General features: G+C 50.3%; 15 protein-coding genes and 1 other annotated feature. Of the genes, 14 read left to right on the top strand and 1 reads right to left on the bottom strand.

Annotation, left to right across the window (positions count from 1 at the left end; genetic code table 11):
* The first annotated feature begins 10 nt into the window (after positions 1-10).
* Positions 11-664: a ribosome biogenesis GTP-binding protein YihA/YsxC gene (gene yihA / locus ACZOWY_RS03830; protein WP_484393134.1), complete on the top strand. Its 654-nt coding sequence runs from the start codon at positions 11-13 to the stop codon at positions 662-664.
* 537 nt (positions 665-1,201) lie between these two features.
* Here yihA and ACZOWY_RS03825 read toward each other — a convergent pair.
* Positions 1,202-2,131, bottom strand: coding sequence for a cation diffusion facilitator family transporter (locus ACZOWY_RS03825; protein ID WP_484393130.1), 930 nt, complete (start codon positions 2,129-2,131; stop codon positions 1,202-1,204).
* Positions 2,132-2,566: 435 nt separating this feature from the next.
* Positions 2,567-2,909: a binding site (T-box leader), on the top strand.
* A gap of 113 nt (positions 2,910-3,022) precedes the next feature.
* Here ACZOWY_RS03825 and ACZOWY_RS03820 point away from each other — a divergent pair.
* The 13 genes from ACZOWY_RS03820 to ACZOWY_RS03760 form a co-directional block, all read left to right on the top strand.
* A complete protein-coding gene (locus ACZOWY_RS03820; RefSeq protein WP_484393128.1) occupies positions 3,023-5,674 on the top strand; it encodes a valine--tRNA ligase in 2,652 nt (883 codons plus the stop codon).
* 96 nt (positions 5,675-5,770) lie between these two features.
* Entirely contained in the window at positions 5,771-7,069 is a 1,299-nt protein-coding gene (locus tag ACZOWY_RS03815; RefSeq protein ID WP_484393125.1) for a bifunctional folylpolyglutamate synthase/dihydrofolate synthase, read from the top strand.
* A 66-nt stretch (positions 7,070-7,135) separates the two neighbouring features.
* Positions 7,136-8,455 (top strand): O-antigen ligase family protein, encoded by a 1,320-nt coding sequence (locus ACZOWY_RS03810; RefSeq protein WP_484393122.1) that lies wholly within the window; start codon positions 7,136-7,138, stop codon positions 8,453-8,455.
* 354 nt (positions 8,456-8,809) lie between these two features.
* Positions 8,810-10,348 carry a succinyl-CoA:acetate CoA-transferase ScpC gene (gene scpC, locus ACZOWY_RS03805; protein WP_484393118.1) on the top strand — a complete coding sequence of 513 codons (1,539 nt, stop codon included), beginning with the start codon at positions 8,810-8,812 and terminating at the stop codon, positions 10,346-10,348.
* A gap of 252 nt (positions 10,349-10,600) precedes the next feature.
* Positions 10,601-12,247, top strand: a complete 1,647-nt coding sequence (locus ACZOWY_RS03800; RefSeq protein WP_484393115.1) for an acyl-CoA mutase large subunit family protein — start codon at positions 10,601-10,603, stop codon at positions 12,245-12,247.
* A 37-nt stretch (positions 12,248-12,284) separates the two neighbouring features.
* Positions 12,285-12,674, top strand: a complete 390-nt coding sequence (locus ACZOWY_RS03795; protein ID WP_177205839.1) for a cobalamin B12-binding domain-containing protein — start codon at positions 12,285-12,287, stop codon at positions 12,672-12,674.
* A gap of 93 nt (positions 12,675-12,767) precedes the next feature.
* Positions 12,768-13,709 (top strand): methylmalonyl Co-A mutase-associated GTPase MeaB, encoded by a 942-nt coding sequence (gene meaB, locus ACZOWY_RS03790; protein WP_484393113.1) that lies wholly within the window; start codon positions 12,768-12,770, stop codon positions 13,707-13,709.
* Between the two features lie 48 nt (positions 13,710-13,757).
* Entirely contained in the window at positions 13,758-14,177 is a 420-nt protein-coding gene (gene mce, locus ACZOWY_RS03785; protein WP_484393110.1) for a methylmalonyl-CoA epimerase, read from the top strand.
* A gap of 146 nt (positions 14,178-14,323) precedes the next feature.
* Complete coding sequence (gene mmdA / locus ACZOWY_RS03780; protein WP_484393283.1) at positions 14,324-15,829, top strand: methylmalonyl-CoA decarboxylase subunit alpha; 1,506 nt, start codon at positions 14,324-14,326, stop codon at positions 15,827-15,829.
* Positions 15,830-15,886: 57 nt separating this feature from the next.
* Complete coding sequence (locus ACZOWY_RS03775; RefSeq protein WP_484393108.1) at positions 15,887-16,237, top strand: OadG family transporter subunit; 351 nt, start codon at positions 15,887-15,889, stop codon at positions 16,235-16,237.
* Between the two features lie 52 nt (positions 16,238-16,289).
* Positions 16,290-16,676, top strand: a complete 387-nt coding sequence (locus ACZOWY_RS03770; protein WP_484393105.1) for a biotin/lipoyl-containing protein — start codon at positions 16,290-16,292, stop codon at positions 16,674-16,676.
* 154 nt (positions 16,677-16,830) lie between these two features.
* Entirely contained in the window at positions 16,831-17,964 is a 1,134-nt protein-coding gene (locus ACZOWY_RS03765) for a sodium ion-translocating decarboxylase subunit beta (RefSeq protein WP_484393101.1), read from the top strand.
* A 343-nt stretch (positions 17,965-18,307) separates the two neighbouring features.
* A partial coding sequence (locus ACZOWY_RS03760) for an SLC13 family permease (RefSeq protein ID WP_484393099.1) occupies positions 18,308-18,543 on the top strand: 236 nt, incomplete at its 3' end.

Below are 18,543 nucleotides of genomic sequence, written 5' to 3'. Positions count from 1 at the left end.
GGAGGTATACATGACAAAAGGACACTGGGATGTGATCCGTGCGGAGTTTGTTACATCTGCAGTCCGTGCGGAGCAATATCCCAAACCTTATTTACCTGAAGTAGCATTTATCGGGCGTTCCAATGTTGGAAAGTCTTCACTGATCAATTCGTTCTGCCGCCGGAACGGGCTGGCCAGGGTCAGTTCATCCCCCGGTAAGACGCAGACGCTGAATTTTTACAGGCTGGATGCCAAACGGACAATGGAAGATGTGGAAGACAGGACGCAGTTTTATCTGGTGGATCTTCCCGGTTACGGATTTGCCAGGACAAATCAGAAGAATAAGGAGCAATGGTCCGGGTTTATCCGCAACTATCTGGAAGAAGCGCCCAATCTGGCCCTGGTCTGCCAGCTGATCGATATACGGCATAACCTGATGGACAGCGATTTGGAAGCATATAACTGGATGAAAGCATGCGGGCTTACGGTGCATGTCGTCCTGACAAAAGCGGATAAGATCAGCAAGAACGCGGCCATGTCGCAACGGGCTTACTTTAAAAGGGAACTGGGACTGACGGATGAACAGATTACGGCCTATTCGGTGTTGCAACCGGCCATGCGGCTGGATTTTATTAACCGTGTCGTGTCCTCTCTGGAAGCTTCCTCGGTAGTCAGTGCCAATTGATCCGCGTCTCCCTGTTGTAAATTTTGGCATTTTTTTAAGAATATCAAATAAATAGCTTGACAAGCTTAATAGGAATCGTTATAATTAAACCATCAAATAAATATTTCGTGCAGCTTATAAATCGGTGAAATTCCGATGTGATCCCGTCGCCGTATAACCGGAACATAAACTGTATAAGCATCCGTGCTTAACCTGCGAGCGACAGGGTAGTGATGTTGACATGAAGTGCCTTTCTAGGTGAGAGTGGGGAGGTACCAGTGACCGATATCGAGACCGTTCCTGTGCAAGCAGAAACGGTCTTATTCTTTTACTTGCAGGGCGAAATATTATTGATTGTTTAGTTTGCTATTCACAAGTCATTTGGTAAAATCCCATCCTTCTCCTTCTCCTTTTGACACAGCTGCAAAATAAAAAACCCGCATCTGGACCATGCGGGTTTTTTATTTGCCTGAAAAGGCTTTTATGTTTTACTACATTTTACGTTTTACTACATGAATAGAAGGAACGTTACTGGTGCGATACCGGAAGAATCCCGCTTTAGCGGGTTTCTGCTTCGTAGCAGTCATGGGAAACTTCGCTTAACGGATTGATATGCACCATGCAGTGCTTGACGTTGGGGAAATCTTTCTCTATGGAGTGATGGATTTCTTCCGCAATCTGGTGGGATTGCAGCAGGGTCAGGTTATCATCGGCGCTGACTTCCACATCCACAAAGATGCGGCTGCCGAACTGGCGGGTGTGCAGCAGGTCGATGTGATTGACGCCGGGAATAGCGGCAACCTTGGCCCGCATGGCATCTTCCTCTTCTTTGGAGCAGGCCTTATCTACCATTTTGTCAATGGCGCCTGTGAAGATTTCATAGCCTGCCTGTAAGATCATCAGGCAGATCACCACACTGGCGATAGGATCCAGGATGGGGTAGCCCATGCGCGCGCCCAGAATACCGATGAAGCTGCCGATGGAGGAAAGGGAATCGCTGCGGTGGTGCCAGGCGTCTGCCATCAGCGCATCGGATTCCAGCATCAGCGCGTAATGGCGGGTGTACCAGTACATGGCTTCTTTCACCACGATGGAAATGACGGCGGCGGCCAGCGGAAGAAATGTGGGAATGGCTATGGATTCGGTATCCTGGTTCAGGATCTTTTCGACGCCGGCATAGCCGATAGCCAGACCGGTCAGCGCTAAGATCACAGAGAGCAGGATGGAGGCCACACATTCCAGACGTTCATGGCCGTACTGATGGTCGTCGTCCGACGCTCTTCCGGAAATTTTGATACCGGCCATGACGATAAACGTTGCGAACACGTCCGAGGCCGAATGGATGGCGTCGGAGACCATGGCTGCGGAATGCCCGAAGATACCGGCGACGAATTTGCCCAGGGACAGGAATACATTGACCGCAATGCTGTACCAGGAAATGCGCATGGCGATCTTTTCACGGTTGGAAGTAACATGCAGTGATTTCATAAAAACACTCCTTTAAATGATAATAGGGCGTTTTATGATGCTGCGTACGCCGGACGCTGCCCGTTGCTGTAGAAAATAAGAGAGCGCTGATGACTTCGTGCAGTCATAAACCCGTTTCATCAGTGTATCCTTATCAGGCAGATGCAACATGGGGCAGTGGAACGAATATGCCTTTCCGGATATTAACGATAATAGTAAGGCCGTGAACCGGATTTGTCAATAGGAATTTTTATCTTGTTAACATGCGCTAACGCCAGTTAGCATCGGCTTCGCCGCATGGTGCATACATCAGGAAAAATGTAAAATTTTTATAAATTATTTTTTGTTTTGTGCCATATACGCCCGAACGGCTGTGAAGATTTTGTTCTGCGGATTAAAATAGTGCTTGACAGCCTTACCTGAGGTTGATAAACTAAAAAAGTACAATTTTTTAAAGAAAAGGCCGGGAACGGGAGGAGTACGGCAGAAAGATCCAAAGAGAGGGCGAGGCTGGTGGAAATCGCCTGGTTGGAATGCCGGAAGGTAGCCCGGGAGCCGGGACGCTGAAGTGTGGAGGCACAACTGCTGAAGGAAACATAAATCAGTTTCTTCGTGCTGCTGTATGGGTAAGCGTTTCCGTGTTACACGTTACGTAATCAATAAGAGCTTTGTCCATGATCAGGCGGACAGCGCATCACACAAATACCGGCCGGTCCGTATTTGCGTATGAAGATGCTGTGTTTCACCTGAACCGTATGGACGGAGAATTCAGGTGGTACCACGGTCATTCGTCCTGTTGCAATGTTGCAACAGGATTTTTTATTTTCAGCAAGTTGCTGTTCAATCAGGTTTATACTGAATCTGGTAAGCAAAAATTTTAACTATATTTATATGCTCACAGGAGGAAAGAACATGGCAGGAGAGCACAACATTCCCAAAACCTATGACCCCGCGTCGGTGGAGAAAAAATGGTATCAGTTCTGGGAAGAACACAAATTATTTCATGCGGAACCGGACCCGGACAGGAAGCCGTTTACCATTGTAATTCCGCCTCCCAATATTACGGGACAGCTGCATATGGGTCATGCCCTGGACAACACCCTGCAGGATATCCTGATCCGCTGGCACCGGATGATGGGAGACAATACCGTATGGTTCCCCGGCTACGACCATGCCGGACTGGCAACCCAGATTAAAGTAGAAGAAGAAATTAAAAAGAACGAAGGCCTGACCCGCTATGACCTGGGCCGGGAAGAATTCCTGAAACGGGTCTGGGCCTGGAAAGAACAGTACAGCAACCGGATCATCGACCAGCTGAAATGCCTGGGCATTTCCTGCGACTGGGACCGGATCCGTTTTACGCTGGACGAAGGCTGCTCCCGGGCAGTACGGGAAGTGTTTGTTTCCTTATATGAAAAAGGGCTGATCTACCGCGGCACCCGCATTACCAACTGGTGCGTCAACTGCAATACGGCGTTAAGCGATATCGAAGTGGAACACAAGGATGACGCAGGCCATCTGTGGTATATCAATTATCCCATCGTAGGCCGGGAAGGCGAGTACCTGACCATCGCCACCACCCGTCCGGAAACGATCCCCGGCGATACAGCGGTAGCGGTAAATCCTAAAGACGAGCGGTACGGCAAGCTGGTAGGCGAAAAGATCCTGCTCCCGATCATGAACCGGGAGATTCCCATTATTGCGGATGATTACGTAGATACGGAATTTGGTACCGGCGCGGTAAAGATCACGCCGGCCCATGACCCCAACGACTATGAGATGAGCCTGCGGCAGAACCTGGAAGCCATCGTGGTCATCGATAAAGACGGTATCATGACCAAAGAGTCCGGACGCTATGAAGGTCAGGAACGCTATGAATGCCGTAAAAATATTGTGAAAGACCTGGATGAGCTGGGGCTGCTGGTAAAAATTGAAGACTGCCCTCACTCCGTAGGCCATTGCCAGCGCTGCGGCGAACCTATCGAAGCCCTGATTTCCACCCAGTGGTTCGTAAAGATGGAGCCGCTGCTGAAAGCCGCAACGGACTGCGTAAAAGACGGGCGTACCCAATTCGTGCCGGAACGTTTTACCAAGAATTACCTCGGTTGGATGGAAAACATGCACGACTGGTGCATCAGCCGCCAGATCTGGTGGGGCCACCGGATTCCTGTCTGGTACTGCGACGACTGCGGCGCGGAGATTGCCTCCCGCACGGATCTGGACAAATGCCCGAAGTGCGGCGGCCACGTGCATCAGGACGAAGACGCCCTGGACACCTGGTTCAGTTCCGCCCTCTGGCCCTTCTCCATCATGGGCTGGCCGGAAAAGACGGAGATCCTGAAACAGTTCTATCCTACCAGCGTACTGGTGACCGGCTACGACATCATCTTCTTCTGGGTAGCCCGTATGCTGATCATGGGCATGGAATTCATGAAGGACATTCCCTTTGACCGGGTCTTCATCCACGGCCTGGTGCGGGACGAGCAGGGCCGCAAGATGAGCAAATCCCTGGGAAACGGTATTGATCCGCTGCAGGTGATCGAGCAGTATGGCTGCGATACCCTGCGCTTTATGCTGATCACCGGCAATACGCCCGGCAATGATATGCGCTTCTACTGGAGCCGTCTGGAAGCTACCCGGAACTTTGCCAATAAGATCTGGAACGCTTCCCGCTTCGCCCTGATGAACCTGGAAGGCTATCAGGCTGACGCGAAACGGGCGCCTTATGAACTGGCGGACAAGTGGATCCTTTCCCGTCTGCAGGATGTGGCTGCCGACGTGACCTCTCTGCTGGATAAATTTGAACTGGGCGAAGCCGGCCGTACGATTTATGATTTTATCTGGGGTGAGATCTGCGACTGGTATATCGAACTGGCCAAACCCAGACTGTACGGAAAAGCAGGGGAGGAAGCAAGAGCGACCGCGCAGCAGGTGCTGGTGACCGTGCTGACCGGCGCCATGAAGCTGCTGCATCCCTATATGCCGTTTATTACGGAAGAAATTTATCAGGCCCTGCCTCATGAAGGAGAAAGCATCATGGTCAGCGCCTGGCCGAAAGCGGATCCCGCCCTGCAGGACAAGGCTGCGGAAAAAGGGATGGAAGCGATCATGAACGCCATCCGGTCCATCCGTGAGATGCGGTCCCAGGTGAATGTGAACCCGGGTAAAAAAGTACCGGCCATCCTGCTGGTATCGGATGAACTGACAGACGTGTTCCGGGAAAATGCCGACTATATCCACCTGCTGGCCAATGTGGATGAAATGGATCTGCTGCCGCTGGATGCCGCAAAACCGGAGAATGCCATGGCTTCCGTGAACGCAGGGGTGGAGGTGTATCTGCCGCTGAAGGGCCTGATCGATGTGGAAGTGGAAACCGCCCGCCTGAACAAAGAGTTAACAGGACTGCAGAAAGAGATGAAGCGCGTCAGCGGGAAACTGCAGAACCAGGGCTTCCTGGCCAAGGCGCCGAAAGAAGTCGTGGAAAAAGAACAGGCCAAGGCAGAAGAGTTTGCAGCCAAGATTAAGACGATTGAAGAACGTCTGGCTTACCTGAAAACGATCTGACAGGAACGGACATGAGAAAGCGTTAACTGTGGTCTGACAGGGTAACAACAGCAACAGGTTCAGCGCCGGCGTAATGCCGGCGCTTCGGTGATCACTATGAATTATCAGGAAAGTATTGCATATCTGGATAGTCTGGGGCAGTTTGGCATCCGTCTGGGCATGGACAGGATCCAACAGCTTTTATTTGTGCTGGGCCATCCTGAAAATCAGATAAAGACAGTCCATGTGGCCGGCACCAACGGCAAGGGCAGTGTTACTTCCATGATCTCCTCCATTTTTCTGGAAGCAGGGCTTCGGGTAGGAAAGTTTACTTCCCCGCACCTTGTCCGCTACAATGAGCGCATCCAGATCAATGAAAAAGATATTTCGGATGAAGATTTCGCGAAAGTTTTGACAACGGTACGCGAGTTTGCGGATGACCTGGTGAGAAAAGGAGCCTGTGAGCAGCCTACCCAGTTTGAAGTACTGACAGCGGCGGCATTTCATTACTTTGCCCTGCAGCAGGTGGATTATGCCGTGATCGAAGTCGGTCTGGGCGGTCTGTGGGATTCTACCAATCTGATCAAGCCGCTGGTCTCTGTCATCACCAATGTAGCGCTGGACCATACGAAGGTCCTGGGCAGCACGGTAGAGGAGATCGCGATGCAGAAAGCCGGCATCATCAAGGAAAAGGTGCCTGTCGTTACCGGGGCAGAAGGCGCGGCCCTGGGACCAATCCAGGTGATGAGCGCGGTAAAGCAGTCTCCAATCTATGTGTACGGGTACTCTTTTAAAGGAAAGGAACTGGCCGGTTCCATGGAGGGGCAGCGGTTTATCCTGCAGGCCGGTACCAACTATGCATCGGAATACGAGATACAGCTGCCGGGCGCCCACCAGATCGTCAATGCGTCCCTGGCGATTGTAGCGGCAAAAATCGTATCGAAGCAGGATCCGCGTATTACAGAAGAACATCTGCATCTGGGTGCGGCCCATACAAAATGGCCGGGCCGCCTTGAAAAAATCAGCGCGGCGCCGGATGTGATTCTGGACGGGGCCCATAATCCCAATGGGGCGGAAGCCCTGCGGAACGCGCTGGGAAAATATTATCCGGACAGGAAACGGGCTTTTGTCTTCGGCATGATGGGCGATAAAAATGTGGACGAAGTCATCCGGATCCTGTTTCGCCCGGACGATGCAGTGTTCACCGTGCGGGCCGACGACGGACCCCGGGCGGCGGAAGCGGCTGACCTGGCTGCACGGACCGGCAGCAACGCCACACCGGTGGATACAGTCAGCCGGGCGTACCAGCTGGCCTGTGAGGCGGCGGGTGCTGACGGCGTCGTCTGCGTCTGCGGTTCCCTGTATCTGGTGGGGACGTTCAAGGCGAGCGTAAGCATAAAAGCGGATTCATTATGAATGGGCGGCATTCTGTGGTTTTGTGCAGTTTGAAATCCGGGGAAACGGATGGTTTAAGGTGCGGAGATGGGTGAGGATACAGGCGTCACGGTAAAAGAATACAGAAAGATGCAGAAGTTCCTCTTGCTGATTGCAGGGTGTATCGCCATTGACCAGACCCTGCTCAGCGTTGTGATCTTGCTGGCGCTGTTGTTGGGATTGCGGGTAGCATGGAAGGAACGCCGTGTTCCGCAGCTTCGCGTCTGGCCGCGCCGGTTGAAATGGTGTTTGCTCCTGCTTCTGGCCACAGGTTATATTTCCCTGCACAGTCCGCTGGTTACCAGACCCTTTGACTGTACGTTTAATTTCCTTTATGTTGTGGGGCAGTACGTGTCCGTAATCTGGCTGGTGACACGTTTCGGGAACTGTTTTGCGGGGAAAAGCCCGTTTGAGAGGCCGGCTCCTTACATAGACGGTTTGCCGTTTTGGAAGATCTTTATGCGCCAGCCTTTTCCCGTGCGCATGCTGCGTGTCCTGGGATGGGTGGCCGTAGTGTCCGTCCTGGCCGGTATCGGGCAGCACTATTTCGGCGGCGCGACCGATGCGCTGTGGGTTGACCGGGAAGCGAACCCCCTGCTGCGGAACCGTGTCTTTTCCACCTGGGAAAATCCAAATATCTTTGCCGGCTACTTATGCATCGTGGCAGCCTATATTATGGGGTACATCGGCGTGGAGAAAAAATCGCGGAAACGCTGGGGGATGTTTGGCATCCTGCTGCTGGTCCTCCTTTGCGAGGTGTTTACGTTTTCCCGGGGCTTCTGGGTGGCCATGGCGGCGGAAGTGCTGGCCTTTGTCCTGGTCTTTTACCGGAAAGGTATCCTGTATCTTTGCGGTGTCGTGCTGGCAGGAGCTGCTCTGGCAGGCCCGGCAGTCTGGCAGCGGCTGGATACGCTCCGGCACGTAACGGAAGATTCTTCGGCCGCCATGAGGCTGGCCTATTTGGAAATTGCCCAGGCAATCGTAAAGGATCACCCATTTGGAATAGGCTGGTATAATTACCGCTATGTGTTTCCGGAATACGATTTTTATTTTAAAAATCCGGATGTGATCATGTACCACTGCCACAATCTGTTTCTGAATATTACGGCTGAGCTGGGGATACAGGGGCTGATCCTGTTTTTATGCGCCTGGTTTTATCTGCTTTATCTGGCGGTAAAACTAGCCAGGAATGCCAGGTTCTTGTGGGTGAAGGCGTTTTCGGCAGGGTACCTGCTGATGTGTCTGGGCATTATCGTCGGGGGCATCGGGGACCATGTCCTGTTTAATGTGCGTATGGGCGTCCTTTTCTGGCTTTTGAATACGATTCTGGTCCTGATCTGGAATTTTAATAGGTTTGCCTCCGAATAACGAAGCATAAGAAAATGATTCCGGTCAAAAAATTGCGAATTGTGTAACTTATCTTGCACAAAATTTTGATAATTGGTAAAATCATTGCAAAGAATGAATTTGATCTGCAATAAAAAGCGCCTTTTATTCTGAAAAACCGGGGGCAACATGTTTTTTTCGGAAATTTTTGAGTTGTTCCGATTTTTATCTGATTTTATTCGCTTTTTTGTGTTTTTTGTGTTATAATAGCTATGGCTTTAAAGCAAATCCTTGTTTCCGTAAATTTAGATACGGGGTTTGCGGAACCGGGTTTGTTTCACCCGCGGCCTGCCGCGGAGAATTTCTCATAATATTTTAAGGAGGAAGGTAATTATTATGGTAGGTTTTGAAGACATCAAAGATCGTGTTTGTGAATCAGTGGTTTGCAAATTTAAAACTGCTGAAGAAGCGGCTGAAATGATTAAAGACGGCGACTGCCTCGGCGTCAGCGGCTTTACTCCGTCCGGCTATCCGAAAGCTGTTCCTCTGGCTCTGGCTGAAAAAGCAAAGAAGACTCCCTTTAAGGTTAACGTTTGGACCGGTGCGTCCGTAGGTCCGGAAATTGATGCTGCCATGGTTGAAGCTGGCTGCATGGACCGCCGTCTGCCTTATCAGACCAATGCAACCCTGCGTAAAGCAATCAACGCCGGCAAAGTTCGCTATGCTGACATCCATCTGTCCCATTTCGCACAGATGGCCCGTTACGGCTTCATGGCTGACCGTAAGAAAATTGATTTCGCTATCGTCGAAGTCTGCAAGATTAATGACCTGGGCAACGGCAAAGTTGGCCTGATCCCGACCACTTCCATGGGCAACAGCTCCTCTTATGTTGCCACTGCTCCGAAAGTAATCGTAGAAGTTAACACTTCCCAGCCGGTAGGCCTGGAAGGCATGCATGACTCCTATGTTCCGCTGGATCCTCCGAATCGTAAACCGATTCCTATCGAAAGACCGGAAGACCGCATCGGCACTCCGTATATCCCCTGCGACCTGGATAAGATCGTAGCCGTTGTTCCCTGCGACATCACCGATAAAGTTCGTCCGCTGGGCGAAATCGACGAAGACGCAAAACATATGGGTCAGAATCTGGTTAACTTCCTGAAGAACGAAGTTAAAGAAGGCCGTCTGCCGCAGAACCTGCTGCCGTTACAGTCTGGCGTAGGCTCCGTTGCCAACGCTGTTATCAACGGCCTGGTTAACTCCGACTTCAAAGATCTGACCGTTTACACCGAAGTTATCCAGGACGGTATGTTCGACCTGATCGACGCCGGCAAACTGCGCGTTGCTTCCGGTACCGCTCTGACTCCGTCTCCGGAATGCCAGAAGAAATTCTATGAAAACGTTGAACACTACAAGAAATACCTGCTGCTCCGTCCGCAGGAAATTTCCAACAGCCCTGAAGTTGCCCGTCGTATCGGCGTAATCGCTATGAACACCGCTATCGAAGTTGATATTTACGGCAACGTAAACTCCACGCATGTTTGCGGCACCAAGCTGATGAACGGCGTTGGCGGTTCCGGCGACTTTGCACGTAATGGTTACCTGACTGTATTCTTCACCAACTCCCTGGCCAAGGGTGGCAAGATCAGCTCCGTAGTTCCGTTCTGCAGCCATATCGACCATGCAACCCTGGACGTTGACGTTATCGTTTCCGAACGCGGCGTTGCCGACCTGCGCGGTCTGACCCCGAAAGAAAAAGCTCCGATCATCATTGATCAGATTGCTAACCCGAAATACCAGCCGTACCTGTACGACTACTTCAAGAGAGCCTGCGAGAAGTGCGGCAACAGCCAGACTCCGCATATCCTGTCTGAAGCATTCGACGTTTACAAATGGTTCGAAGAAACCGGCTCCATGGAAAAACCGGCTGAATAAAAATAATTTTTGCAAAAGCTTGAATTATTGTGTAAAATAGTTTACAATGTATTAGTCGTGTGGGGCTGATGCCTCAGCCCCACACCCTAAATCATAATCGTCCAATTATGATTCTGATTTCTTGTTGACTCGATCCCCAAGGATCTTGCCATACAAAGCCGTCTCTGACGGAACACTCTCACCGTGATGCGGAACTGTCCAATCCGCGTTGCGAAAACAAATTTATATTTATATTTTAAGGAGGATTTGAGAATGGCAAATGAAACTCTGAAAGCGGGATTTGATGCGTACATGGCGAAAGCTGATGCTGCCAGCGCTAAATTCCCCGAACGTGCAAACCTGGAACCCAACCGTCTGTACACCCCCCTGGATATCGAAGGCTTTGATTATGAAAAAGACCTCGGCTATCCTGGCGAATATCCCTTTACCCGTGGCGTACAGCCGACCATGTACCGTGGCAAATTCTGGACCATGCGTATGTATGCTGGTTTCTCCACTGCTGAAGAATCCAACAAACGTTATCGTTACCTGTTAGCTAACGGTGGCAGCGGTCTGTCCTGCGCATTCGACCTGCCGACCCAGATCGGTTATGATTCCACCGATCCGATGGCTGAAGGTGAAGTTGGTAAAGTAGGCGTAGCAATCGACTCCCTGGCTGATATGGAAATCCTGTTTGACCAGATTCAGTTAGACAAAGTTTCCACCTCCATGACCATCAACGCTCCGGCTTCCGTACTGCTCTGCATGTACATCGCCGTAGCCAAGAAACAGGGCGTTCCTTCCGATGCACTGCGCGGCACCATTCAGAACGATATTCTGAAAGAATATGCTGCCCGCGGCACCTACATCTTCCCGCCGAAACCGTCCATGCGCCTGATCACCAACATTTTTGAATATTGCTCCAAATACGTTCCGAAATGGAACACCATCTCCATTTCCGGTTACCACATCCGTGAAGCTGGTTCCACCGCTTCCCAGGAAATCGCATTCACCATCGCTGACGGCATCGCTTATGTAGAAGCTGCTATCAAAGCTGGTATGGACGTTGACGCTTTTGCAGGCCGTCTGTCCTTCTTCTGGAATGCTCATAACAACGTACTGGAAGAAGTTGCTAAGTTCCGTGCTTCCCGCCGCGTATGGGCTAAAGTTATGAAAGAACGCTTTGGCGCTAAGAAAGCTAAATCCATGATGCTGCGTGTACACACTCAGACCGCTGGTTCCATGCTGACCGCTCAGCAGCCCAACAACAACATCGTTCGTGTTGCTTTACAGACTGCAGCAGCTGTTATGGGTGGCACCCAGTCCCTGCACACCAACTCCAAAGACGAAGCCCTGGCTCTGCCGACCACTGAATCCGTTACCATCGCTCTGCGTACCCAGCAGATCGTTGCTTACGAATCCGGCCTGGCTGACACCATCGACCCGTTGGGCGGTTCCTACTATGTAGAAGCTCTGACCAACAAGATCGAAAAAGAAGCTTGGGAATACATTGAAAAGATTGACGAACTCGGTGGCGCTCCCGAAGCTATCGCTAAGGGCTACATCCAGAAAGAAATCCAGGATTCCGCTTACAAATGGCAGATGGATATCGAAGCTGGCCGTCGCATCATCGTTGGCGTTAACAAATTCACCCAGGAAGAAGAACCTCCGAAAAACCTGCTGCGCGTAGACGGTTCCGTAGGCAAACTGCAGGCTGACAAGATTGCCAAAGTTAAAGCAAAACGCGACAACGCTGCTGTAGCTGAAAAACTGGCTAACCTGAAGGCTGCTTGCGCTGATGAATCCGTAAACCTGGTTCCGCTGATTCTGGAAGCTGTTGAAGCTTATGCAACCGAAGGCGAAATCTGCGGCGTAATGCGTGAAGTATTCGGTGAATTCAAAGCCCACACCGCATTATAATTTGAAATTAAAGCAAAAATAACGGAGGTAATGATAAATGGCTAACATTAAAGTATTAGTTGCAAAACCGGGTCTGGATGGACATGACCGTGGTGCAAAAGTTGTAGCTCGTGCTCTGCGCGATGCTGGTTTTGAAGTAATTTACACTGGTATTCGTCTGACTCCTGAACAGATCGCTGAAGCTGCTCTGCAGGATGACGTTAATGTTGTTGCTCTGAGCCTGCTGTCCGGCGCTCACAACACCCTGTTCCCGAAAGTAGTTGAACTGCTGAAGGAAAAAGGAATGACCGACGTTCTGGTTATCGGCGGCGGCGTTATTCCTGACGCTGACATCCCCGGCCTGAAGGCTGCCGGCATTGCCGAAGTATTCACTCCCGGCACCCCGACCAGCAAAGTTGTTGACTTCATCAACGCGAACGTAAAGTAATTCCTTCTTAAAACTTAAAGATGCAAGCCGGGAACCTTTCCCGGTCTTGCATCTTTCATAACTATTATCAACAAGGCGGTGTGATAAAGAGCTATGGACATTGTAGAAGAAATTTTAAAGCATAATCGTCTTGCACTTTCCAAAGGCATTACAGCTGTTGAAAATGAATATGATAATGCAGTTGATATAATGACCAAGATTTACACACACACCGGACATGCGTATGTTATTGGTATAACAGGACCTCCCGGTGCAGGTAAATCAACTTTGACTGATAAAATTGCAAAAGAATTCCGTAAGCGCGGTAAAACTGTAGGTATTGTTGCAATCGACCCCACGAGCCCGTATTCCGGCGGCGCTATCCTGGGTGACCGTATTCGTATGATGGACCTGATGATGGATTCCGGAATATTTATCCGTTCCATGGCAACCCGTGGCAGTCTGGGCGGTCTGTCCCAGAAAGCCGGTGACGCGGTTAAGCTGATGGACGCGTTTGGCATGGATATTATTTTGGTTGAAACCGTAGGCGTAGGCCAGTCTGAAGTTGATATTGTCAAGACGGCAGATACGACGATGGTTGTTGTTATCCCCGGAATGGGTGACGATATCCAGGCTATCAAGGCAGGTATCCTTGAAATCGGTGACCTGCTCACAATCAATAAAGCAGATCGGGAAGGTGCCGATAAGCTGAATATTGAAATGGAAATGATGCTGGAGTTAAACAACGAAAAGAATGCCGGCTGGCGTCCGCCCATCAACCGTACGATTGCCAGCAAGGATCAGGGAACCGAAGCTGTGGTAGATTCCATTCTGGCACACAGGGAATTCCTGACCAAGACCGGCAAGCTGGACGATATCCGCAAGGCACGGATCAAATCTGAAGTTACGGATATGGTCAATGTTCGTGTTAACCGTTACATAGATAAAAATGTGGTTCGTACCACAGCGTTCGATGAGACCATCGAAAAACTGCAGCGCAGGGAAACTGAGCCCTATTCCGTGGTCGATAGTATTGTTTCTAAGGTGCTCAAATAAGAGACGCCTTAAAATAAATAATTTTATTTACTTAGGAGGATGATTCTTATGGCATTTACAGTTTCGAAGATTGATCACATTGGTGTTGCTTGTCAGGATTTGGACGTTTCCAAAAAATTCTACACCGATGTTCTGGGTCTGGAATGCACTGGTGAAGAAGCAGTTCCCGAACAGGGCGTTAAAACCGTATTCATTAAATGCGGCCCGAACTTAATCGAGTTACTGGTTGACATCACCGAAAACAATGATGGCCCGATCGGCAAATACATTGCCAAGAATGGCCAGGGCATCCAGCATGTAGCCCTGTTGGTAGACGATCTGGTTGCTGCTATTGCTGACGTACAGGAAAAGGGCGGCAAAATGATCGACAAAGCACCTCGCGGTGGCGCTGGCGGAATGGATATCGCTTTCGTACATCCGAAATCTGTTGGCATCCTGTTAGAACTCTGCACTCCTCACAAAGCTTAATTTAAAAGGATTTATCGGTTTGTAAATGGTTTTGATTACATTTCCTGCCCGTCCAAAATACGGGCAGGATGTAATATATAAAAATAAGTTCTCCCAATAATTTATGGAGGTGTCAAAACTTGACTACTCAAGAACGAATTGAGAAAATGCTCAAAAAGTCCGAAGTGATTATGGGCGCCGGCGGTCCGAAGGCTGTAGCAAAACAGCATGAAAAAGGTAAAATGACCGCCCGGGAAAGAATTGCTGCTTTGATGGATGAAGGTTCCTTCGTAGAACTGGATCGTTTCGTTCGTCATCGCTGCACCAACTTCGGCCAGGACAAGAAAGACCTGCCTGGTGAAGGCGTAACCACTGGTTACGGCACTGTAGATGGTCGTCTGGTTTATGTATTTGCACAGGACTTCACCGTTGAAGGCGGTTCCCTGGGTGAAATGCATGCCAACAAAATTGCCAAAGTTCAGAATCTGGCTCTGAAGATGGGCGCACCGTGCGTTGGTCTGAATGACTCCGGCGGAGCTCGTATCCAGGAAGCTATCGACGCTCTGGGCGGCTATGGCAAGCTGTTCTTCAACAACACCATTTCTTCCGGCGTTATCCCTCAGATCTCCGCTATCATGGGACCGTCTGCCGGCGGTGCTGTTTACAGCCCGGCTCTGACCGACTTCATCTACATGGTAAAAGAAACTTCCAAGATGTTCATTACCGGTCCTGCGGTTGTTAAATCCGTAACCGGTGAAGAAGTAACCCAGGAACAGCTGGGTGGCGCTATGACCCACAACTCCCGTTCCGGCGTTGCTAACTTCGCTGCGGAAGATGACGCTGACTGCATCCAGCAGATCCGCTATCTGTTAAGCTTCCTGCCTTCCAACAACATGGAAACCGCTCCGATCGTTGACACTGGCGACGATCCGAACCGTACGGAAGAATCCCTGAACAGCATCTGCCCGGACAACAGCAATGCTCCGTACGATATGTACGAAGTAATCAAAGCTATCGTTGATAACGGCGAATACTATGAAAACCAGAAATACTGGGCGCAGAACATCATCACCTGCTTCGCACGTATGGATGGTGAAACCGTAGGTATCATTGCCAACCAGCCGAAAGTAATGGCAGGCTGCCTGGATATCAACGCATCTGACAAATCCTCTCGCTTCATTCGCTTCTGCGACGCTTTCAACATTCCTATCCTGAACCTGGTAGACGTACCTGGCTTCCTGCCCGGCACTGTACAGGAATATGGCGGAATCATTCGTCACGGCGCAAAGATGCTGTATGCTTACTCTGAAGCTACTGTTCCGAAGATCACCCTGGTTACCCGTAAAGCTTACGGCGGATCCTACTTGGCAATGTGCTCTCAGGAACTGGGCGCAGATCAGGTTATCGCATGGCCGACCGCTGAAATCGCCGTTATGGGACCTGCTGGCGCAGCCAACATCATCTTCAAGAAGCAGGATCCTGAAACCCAGAAGAAGAGCACTGAAGAATATGTTGAAAAATTTGCGACTCCGTACATTGCAGCTGAACGCGGCATGGTAGATATCATCATCGAGCCGAAGAACAGCCGTCCGGCAGTTATCAGCGCCCTGCATATGTTGGAGACCAAACGCGAGAGCCGTCCGGCAAAACGCCATGGCAACTTCCCGGTATAATCCATAACGGGCAGATTCTCGACGCTTAATTTTAAACATATAAACGAGGTGAATTGAATGGGTCCTGTAACTAATAATCCATTCCTGGTTGCTATCATCAACATGACCGTCGTGTTCGGCGTACTGATCGTCCTCGGCGTTCTGATGCATGTAATCGAAATGGTAGATCCGACGAAAAAGAAAGCAGCTCCCAAAGCTGCCGCTCCTGTCGCTGCCGCACCGGCTGCCGCTGTTGCTGCTGCTCCGGTTGTTGAAGACAAGAGCGAAGAAATTGCAGCAGTTATTGCTGCAGCAGTTGCTGCCTGCGGTGGCGCAGAAAACGTAACTGCTGTACGTATCGCTGCACCGGCTACATCCTGGGCTGTTGGCGCTCGCGCTGAAGCACAGACTGTAAGACCGTTTATGTAATTAATAAAAGGTAATAAACCTAAATTAAAAATTCAAGGGAGGATTTATATCCATGAAAGCTTATACCATTACCGTTAACGGCACTGCATATGAAGTAGAAGTTGAAGAAAAGGGCGGCGCTGTTGCTGCTGCTCCGCGTGCTGCTGCTCCGGCTCCGAAAGCTGCTCCGGCTCCGAAAGCTGCTCCGGCTCCTGCTCCGGCTCCGGCTGCCAAACCGGTTGCTGCTGGTGCTGCTACCGTTACCGCTCCGATGCCCGGCAAAGTTCTGGAAGTTAAATGCAAAGCTGGCGACGCTGTTAAATCCGGCCAGGTTCTGCTGATTCTGGAAGCTATGAAAATGCAGAACGAAATCATGGCTCCGGCTGACGGCACCATCGCTGACGTTCGCGTTTCCGCAGGTTCTACCGTTAACACCGGCGACGTAATGATCGTTATGTAATTCAGGATTTTCTAATTCGGATGTAGTTTGAATCTTAACTGTCAGGTTCGCGGACAGTTCCTTTATGGGAACTGTCCGGAACTGACAAAAAAGGATAAAAGTCTCATTATCCTTTGTTGATCTTTAAAAATTAAAATTGAGTGGAGGACTATAAATGGAAGCTCTGATTGTATCTCTCCAGTCCGTATGGAATGACTCCGGTTTCGAAGGCATGACCAGCGGCAACGTAATCATGCTCCTGGTAGGCTTAGTATTGCTCTACCTGGCTATCGGCAAAGGTTTCGAACCTCTGCTGCTGTCCAACATCGCATTCGGTTGCCTGTTGGGCAATATCCCCAAGACAGGTTTTACCACTGATCCTGGCGTAATGCAGGTAATCCTGTACGGTATCAACCACGAAATCTTCCCTCCGCTGATTTTCATGGGCGTTGGCGCCATGACCGACTTCGGTCCCCTGATCGCCAACCCGAAGACCCTGTTACTGGGCGCTGCTGCCCAGGGCGGCGTATTCGTATGCTTAATCGGCGCTATGCTGTTAGGTTTCGACCTGCGTGAAGCTGCAGCCATCGGTATCATCGGTGGTGCTGACGGCCCGACCGCTATTTATCTGACCGTTAAGATGGCTCCCCATCTGCTGGGCGCTATCGCCGTTGCTGCGTATTCTTACATGTCTCTGGTTCCGCTGATCCAGCCTCCTATCATGACGCTGTGCACCAGCAAAGCCGACCGTGCCATTAAGATGGACCAGCTGCGTACGGTAACCAAGTTTGAACGTATCATTTTCCCGATCTTCTCCACGATTTTCATTTCCCTGTTACTGCCTCCGGTATGCGCCCTGATCGGTATGCTTATGTTAGGCAACCTGTATAAGGAAGCCGGCTGCTTAGACCGTCTGAGCGACACCGCACAGAACGCGCTGATGAACATCGTAACCATCTTCCTGTCCGTAGGTACCGGTCTGACCATGGAAGCAGACAAGTTCCTGAAATACGACACCATCCTGATCATCTGCTTAGGTCTGGTTGCTTTCGCAGCTGGCACCATGCTGGGTTGTATTTTCGGTCAGTTTATGAAGATCGCATCCGGCGGCAAAGTAAATCCGCTGATCGGTTCCGCGGGCGTATCCGCCGTTCCGATGGCAGCCCGTGTATCCCAGGTAGTAGGCCAGAAGGCTAATCCTTCCAACTTCCTGCTGATGCATGCCATGGGCCCCAACGTAGCAGGCGTTATCGGTACTGCAGTAGCAGCAGGCACCATGCTGGCTATGATTGGACCTGCCGGCAAATAATTGAATTTCCGGTAAGTACTCTTTAGAATCCTAAGCCTGTTTCTGAATGTTCATATTGTTCATTCGGAACAGGCTTTTTTGAAGAATTATCTGTTTGTTCCTAACGTCTATTGACAAATTTGAAAGTTTTCAGGGAAAAGACGTTAGTCCTTTTCAATGAAAACAGGTTTTCAAAAAAACAGGCAATATCATAGCTTATGTACTTTAAAAATTATGTAAGTAGTGCTATAATAATGCCATGAACCTTGAGAATTCCATACAGTATATTAAGCGTACGGAACACTGCCCGCTGCGTATTAGGCCGTACGCTCGATATAAATTTTAAAAGAGGAGGAGTTATATAATGGCTCAGTCCACAAAGTGTCTCATTCTGTTAGCTGTAATTGCCTTATTCTTCGTTACCGAAATTATACCTCTGGCAGTTACCGCTATGGCTGGCTCTATCGCCTGCGGCCTGCTGGGATTTATCCCGGCTAAACAGGTATTCAGCGGCCTGTCCAACTCCACCGTTGTTCTGTTCGCAGGCATGTTCGTCGTAGGCGCAGCAATGTTCTACACCGGCCTGGCCCAGAAAATCGG

This window comes from Succiniclasticum sp., from assembly GCF_056977735.1.
This window is presented reverse-complemented; position numbering and strand designations above follow the sequence as displayed.

Excerpts from the sequence above, each read along its gene's own strand:
- ACZOWY_RS03825 (WP_484393130.1), bottom strand. The coding sequence starts at position 2,131 with ATGAAATCACTGCATGTTACTTCCAACCGTGAAAAGATCGCCATGCGC.
- yihA (WP_484393134.1), top strand. The coding sequence starts at position 11 with ATGACAAAAGGACACTGGGATGTGATCCGTGCGGAGTTTGTTACATCT.
- ACZOWY_RS03765 (WP_484393101.1), top strand. The coding sequence starts at position 16,831 with ATGGAAGCTCTGATTGTATCTCTCCAGTCCGTATGGAATGACTCCGGT.
- mmdA (WP_484393283.1), top strand. The coding sequence starts at position 14,324 with ATGCTCAAAAAGTCCGAAGTGATTATGGGCGCCGGCGGTCCGAAGGCT.
- ACZOWY_RS03820 (WP_484393128.1), top strand. The coding sequence starts at position 3,023 with ATGGCAGGAGAGCACAACATTCCCAAAACCTATGACCCCGCGTCGGTG.
- ACZOWY_RS03810 (WP_484393122.1), top strand. The coding sequence starts at position 7,136 with ATGGGTGAGGATACAGGCGTCACGGTAAAAGAATACAGAAAGATGCAG.
- ACZOWY_RS03815 (WP_484393125.1), top strand. The coding sequence starts at position 5,771 with ATGAATTATCAGGAAAGTATTGCATATCTGGATAGTCTGGGGCAGTTT.
- ACZOWY_RS03795 (WP_177205839.1), top strand. The coding sequence starts at position 12,285 with ATGGCTAACATTAAAGTATTAGTTGCAAAACCGGGTCTGGATGGACAT.
- scpC (WP_484393118.1), top strand. The coding sequence starts at position 8,810 with ATGGTAGGTTTTGAAGACATCAAAGATCGTGTTTGTGAATCAGTGGTT.
- meaB (WP_484393113.1), top strand. The coding sequence starts at position 12,768 with ATGGACATTGTAGAAGAAATTTTAAAGCATAATCGTCTTGCACTTTCC.
- ACZOWY_RS03770 (WP_484393105.1), top strand. The coding sequence starts at position 16,290 with ATGAAAGCTTATACCATTACCGTTAACGGCACTGCATATGAAGTAGAA.
- ACZOWY_RS03800 (WP_484393115.1), top strand. The coding sequence starts at position 10,601 with ATGGCAAATGAAACTCTGAAAGCGGGATTTGATGCGTACATGGCGAAA.
- ACZOWY_RS03775 (WP_484393108.1), top strand. The coding sequence starts at position 15,887 with ATGGGTCCTGTAACTAATAATCCATTCCTGGTTGCTATCATCAACATG.
- mce (WP_484393110.1), top strand. The coding sequence starts at position 13,758 with ATGGCATTTACAGTTTCGAAGATTGATCACATTGGTGTTGCTTGTCAG.